Origin of the sequence: Emticicia sp. W12TSBA100-4 (assembly GCF_040253585.1) — a bacterium.
In the GTDB taxonomy this organism is placed as follows: domain Bacteria; phylum Bacteroidota; class Bacteroidia; order Cytophagales; family Spirosomataceae; genus Emticicia.
Genome location: NZ_JBELAU010000039.1, coordinates 1 through 5,481 on the forward strand (window position 1 = coordinate 1; position 5,481 = coordinate 5,481).

5 protein-coding genes are annotated in these 5,481 nt (G+C 32.4%); 2 read left to right on the forward strand and 3 right to left on the reverse strand.

Annotation, left to right across the window (positions count from 1 at the left end):
• Positions 1-342: 342 nt before the first annotated feature.
• The 3 genes from ABR854_RS25525 to ABR854_RS25535 all read right to left on the reverse strand — a co-directional run bounded on the left by ABR854_RS25525 (position 343) and on the right by ABR854_RS25535 (position 1,086).
• On the reverse strand, positions 343-636 hold the full coding sequence (locus tag ABR854_RS25525; protein ID WP_350268694.1) for a hypothetical protein: 294 nt from the start codon (positions 634-636) through the stop codon (positions 343-345).
• A gap of 91 nt (positions 637-727) precedes the next feature.
• The gene (locus tag ABR854_RS25530; protein ID WP_350268695.1) at positions 728-874 is read right to left on the reverse strand and encodes a hypothetical protein; all 147 of its coding nucleotides are present in this window, start codon (positions 872-874) and stop codon (positions 728-730) included.
• Positions 859-1,086, reverse strand: a complete 228-nt coding sequence (locus ABR854_RS25535) for a transposase (RefSeq protein ID WP_502881239.1) — start codon at positions 1,084-1,086, stop codon at positions 859-861. Before ABR854_RS25535 ends, ABR854_RS25530 begins: the two co-directional genes overlap by 16 nt.
• Before the next feature lie 599 nt (positions 1,087-1,685).
• On the opposite strand from ABR854_RS25535, the gene ABR854_RS25540 reads away from it, so the two are divergent.
• On the forward strand, positions 1,686-2,720 hold the full coding sequence (locus ABR854_RS25540) for a helix-turn-helix domain-containing protein (RefSeq protein ID WP_350268697.1): 1,035 nt from the start codon (positions 1,686-1,688) through the stop codon (positions 2,718-2,720).
• Between the two features lie 90 nt (positions 2,721-2,810).
• Positions 2,811-5,234 (forward strand): TonB-dependent receptor, encoded by a 2,424-nt coding sequence (locus tag ABR854_RS25545; RefSeq protein WP_350268698.1) that lies wholly within the window; start codon positions 2,811-2,813, stop codon positions 5,232-5,234.
• Positions 5,235-5,481 lie beyond the last annotated feature (247 nt).

Consider the following 5,481-nt stretch of genomic DNA (forward strand, 5'->3'; position numbering starts at 1 on the left):
GGATAGGCTTATGCAACACGTCCATCGGATAGAATTAAAGGGTGATTCTATGAGAAAAAAACAAAAATCTAATACGAATCTCGTTTCTTAATTTAACTTTGCAAATCTGCTTTTTTATTGCACCAATAGTGGTGCTGTTTCCCTACATTTAGTGGTGCTCCTTCGCTGTAATATATACTTCTTGACCGCCAACCTGTATGCATTCGTATTGGTTGAGTGTGGGATTGTAAATGAAGCCTTCCCGTTCTGGCTTGTATTGTCCACAATTGGGAATATAGGCATCAATACCACGGTCTTCACAATATTGCAAGGCTTTCCCTGAGCTATATCCCGCATCTGCTGCTATTTGGTTGATATACCTACACTTGCAAGATTTTCTATGGTTTGGTCAAGTTTTTCTGCCAAATTCTCGCTGTCCTTACTGCCTGCTGTACTTGCACAAGCTCCCGTGATTACGTGGTGAGAGTCATCTACTGCGATTTGTCCGCTATAATTTAGTTGCCGAGCTTTGCCCGGTTTTACTGAGATTTTCGCATCGGGGTCAGTTGGACTATAATGGGTATGGTTACTCAAAAATTTAGGGCGTATTAAATTGCCATTTTCATCCACTCTCGTTGAGTCAGTATGGGCTGGCATGTCTTTATATTCTTCCTTTTTCCACTCATGATGTTGTTCTACTAACTTTTTGCGTGTACTCGTAACTTTATACTCCGAACCTTCTTCAAGCTCATTTATATAGATTTATATAGGCACTTGCATCTTCTACTACTTCTTTTTCAACCAAGTTATCCATACTGGCGTTGGCTTTGATAAAGACACTACCTATGGCTTGTCGCTTGCCTTTCACCATCCCTTTGGCTACACATTTCTGCAAATCTGCTGAAACAACTCTAAAAAAATCAATTCTCCATAAAGCTGACGTGTGTGACTAATCGTACTATGCCATGGCAATACTTCATCAATATCATATTTCAAAAACAAGCGTATGGCAAGACTATCTGAACAGAAGGCAATAAGTTTTCGGTCTGAATTGATGTTATTTAGATAACCCACCAAAAGAATTTTAAAAAATACAACAGGGTCGATAGATTCTTGACCCTCTCATCCATAATATTGGGCAGTAGCTTTATATAAATAGTTCAAGTCCAATTCCTAATTGAGTTTTCGGTAGAAATTGTCTTGTGGTACCAAGTCATTCAGACTAACTTGATAGTAGATTTTCGGTGATATTTCTAGGCGTCCTTGCATATATAAAAATAATAATTCTCATGCTTTTTTACAAAAATATCTCCCTATATTTGAGTTGTGCAACAGGCACATCGGTTTGACAATATGGCGGCTGAAGTGCTTCTATGAAACATTTGTGCAAGGTTCAACATCAGTACTTCTATTGAACTTTTGTGCTGAAAATCCGCCACATCGCCAAGCCGTAAACCGTTAAACTTCAGTATCACAAAACGACAATTTTATATTTCACTAAAAGATATTTATTTGATAGCTCAAAAGTACGACAGGAATAATTCAATATAATCTTTGAAAGATACCAAATAGTGCAAAAACTACGACCGCTTCGGCGGACCGCAAAACTTTTGTATATTAGAGAATTACCTGCAAGCGTACAGAACGACACATACAGAAGAAAAAGCAACAATTATTTCATTTGTCAAAAAAACTTAAATAAAATAATGCTCCGAACCATTCAAATCATTTCTTTAATACAAGGTTTTTTTGTTCTTTTTGTCTTGTTTACAAATCGGAGAGATTACAAAAAAACTACTTTTTGGTTGCTCTTTGGATGTTTAATCTCAGTTTTGCTTTACATTTTGGGCGATGACAACAACAATTTGTTTGTTGAAAATATAGATTGGTTTCTTTTTGACAACACCTTATTTACAACCTTTCTTTTTTTGTTTTTTAGATATTACAAAAACGGAATGGAAAAGTTTAAAAAATCCGATTTACTGTTTTTTCTTCCCAACATTTTATATTTCACACTCGAAGGTTTTGAAATTCTCCTAGCCAAAGACAACTTATATATTGAAATTTTAGAAGTGCTTTTGGAATTAACCTTTGTGTTATATATATGTTTAATTTTACATTCCGTTTTCACTAATAAAAGAAGAATCTGGACAACTTATTTTGTTATCCCCATTGTTATTTTATTAATATTTTCTTGTGTTAACAATATTCTTAAAATAATTGGATTGAAAGAATTGCCTTTTTTCAGTAATCAAAACTTTAACACCTATCTTTTATTGATTGTCGCTTTTTTATTCTATTTTATTTCCTTTAAATTATTGACTAATAACAAATATATTTTACCAAAAAACGAAATAAGCAAATACAAAAATTCAAATTTGAACACAAAACTAATTGAACAATATAAGTCTGATTTGATTAATTTAATGGAAGTAGATAAATTATACTTAAATGGAAAATTATCTATTCAAGATGTTTCAGAAAAACTCAATATTCCCAAACAGCATATTTCGGAAGTTTTAAACGAACATATGAACACCAATTTCCAAGATTTTATCAATGGATACAGAGTGGAAGAATTTATAAAACGCATTGAAAACGACCAAAATAATCAATTTACACTTTTGGGAATTGCCACAGAGGTAGGTTTTAATTCTAAATCTTCTTTTAATGCTATATTCAAGAAATTCAAAGGTTCAACCCCAACTCAATTCAAAAGCAATCTTTCACAAAGTGACTAATTTGTACAAATAAATTATTCTGCACTTATCTTTTTTTATTTAATCGTTGTTACTCATGTTCTTTGCAGCTTAATTTAAAATTGTTCAAATATGTCAGTACAAAAAAAATCAAAAAAAGTATTACTCTCTTTGATATTACAAATTTCATTCTTCTCATTTTCAAATGCACAAACGAGTGTAACTATTTCAGGAATCATAAAAGACAAAAACAGCAAAGCTGTTTTACCTTTTGTAAACGTAATTTTGAAAACCGAAAAGGACAGCACTTTTGTGAGTGGAACAGCTACCAACGAAGAAGGAAGATTTTCATTATCAAAAGTAAAATCAGGCAATTACTTTTTAGAAGTTTCTTACATTGGCTACAAAACTACCAAACAGTCATTATTTGTCGGAAATCTGACAGAATATTTAGATATTAAAACGATTGAAATAGAAGAAAAATCAACTTCATTACAGGAAGTTGTTGTAACAGCTAAAACAGCCGAGATAAGTGAGAAAATGGATAAAAAAACATTTTCATTGAAAGATAATATCAGTCAAAGTGGTGGTTCGGTATTACAAGCAATGCAAAATTTGCCAAGTGTAACCGTACAAGACGGAAAAGTACAACTTCGTGGAAACGATAAGGTAACCGTATTAATTGATGGCAAACAAACAGCATTGACAGGTTTTGGAAACCAAACTGGATTAGATAATATTCCTGCTTCGGCCATTGAAAAAATTGAAATTATCAACAATCCATCTGCAAAATACGATGCTAATGGAAATGCAGGTATTATCAATATTATTTACAAGAAAAATAAAAAAGATGGGCTAAGTGGAAAGTTGGGCTTTACAACAGGCATAGGTTCTCTTTGGGTGCGAAAAGAAAATTTGCCAACCATAAGACCACAATATACATTTACACCAAAAATCAATCCAAGTGTTTCACTCAATTATAGAAAAAATAAAGTCAATGTTTTTTTTCAAGGCGACCACTTATATACAGAAACGCTGAACAAAAATGAATTTGTAACAAGAAATTACGACAATGGCGAAATCATAAATTCGCAATTAAAACGTAATAGAAATACACATTTTACAACCATAAAATTGGGAATTGATTATGAAATTAACGACCAAAATTCATTGACTATTTCGGGGCTTTTTGGTAGTGAAAAAATTATTGACCGAGGTGACCAACCCTTTTTTAATGGCGATATATCTCAACGAAAAAGACTTTGGCAATTTTTAGAAGATGAACTTAAAACTACTTGGATGGCAACAGCCAACTATCAACACAAATTTAAAGAAGCAGGACATTTGTTAAATATGGGTTTCAATTACACGTTTCACAGAGAAGATGAAAAATATTTTTACGATAATTATTTACAAACTTCCACAGGAACAGATGCGTTTAAATTATTGTCAGACGAACAAGTTTATGACTTTAATTTTGATTACATAAAACCATTAAAATATGGAAGAATAGAAACAGGCATAAAATTTCGTAACAGAAATATACCTACAAATATGCAATTTATTCCAGGTGTAAATTCAGTTTTAGACACCAATGCAGGTGGTTGGGCAACTTACAAAGAATTGATTCCTGCTGTTTATGGAAACTACATTTTTGAAAATAAAAAATGGGACGCCGAACTAGGTTTAAGAATTGAGTATGTAAAAATTCAGTATGATGTAAATCCAAATCATATAGTTTATAAAAGTGATGGTTATAATTACACACAACCATTTCCTAATCTACGTTTGGCATACAAAATTAACGACAATAACAAAGTTTCTATTTTCTACAACAGAAGAGTTGACCGACCCAACGAAGTGGATATTCGTATTTTTCCAAAATATGACGATGCCGAAATTATAAAAGTAGGAAATCCAGCATTGCGACCACAATTTACAAATTCGATAGAATTGGGCTATAAAAAAAGTTGGGAAAAAGGAAGTTTATACAACGCCATTTATCACCGATTTGCTGACGGAACAATTACACGAATTTCAAGTATTGTTCCGCCAAGTAATTTAATTTATGCAACATTTCAAAACGTAAATAAGAGTTATAACACAGGAGTTGAAATGGTTTTAGCACAAGAAATTTCTAAATTGTACGCCTTCAATATTAATCTAAATGCATACAGAAATCACATTGATGCGTTTACAGTTGAAAACAAATATCCTACTACACATACATTTTCAGCAGACAAACAAGAGATATTTTCAGGAAATATAAAATTGAACAATACGTTTCATTTTCCTAAAAACATTGATGCACAACTAACTGCTATTTATTTAGCACCAGACATTATTCCACAAGGAAAAATAAAATCACGTTTCTCATTAGACCTTGGACTTAAAAAAGCAATTCAAAAAGGGAAAAGCGAACTATTTTTTAACGCAACAGATTTGCTAAACACAATGATTATCAAAAAAGAAATCAAAGGACAAGGTTTTAATTATACAAGTAATGACTATTACGAAACACAAGTAATAAGGCTTGGTTATAGTTATAAATTTTAATGGAATAGAAGACCAGAAAAACGCCAGCAGGTTACAGGGGTTTTGCAAAAGTGGGGCAATTGTACTTAATTTGAGCATTAGAATTCCAATCAACATTTGTGCTAAATTGAACATTTGTACTTCTAATTCCTCACTTTCGCCCCCCCAACGAGTTGGGGGGCCTGTTATCGTTCATTAATGGGCCATGTAAGTACCCCATTTTTCAGACAGACAAAACTGAAGACATTATTTTTTATTTCCATTCATT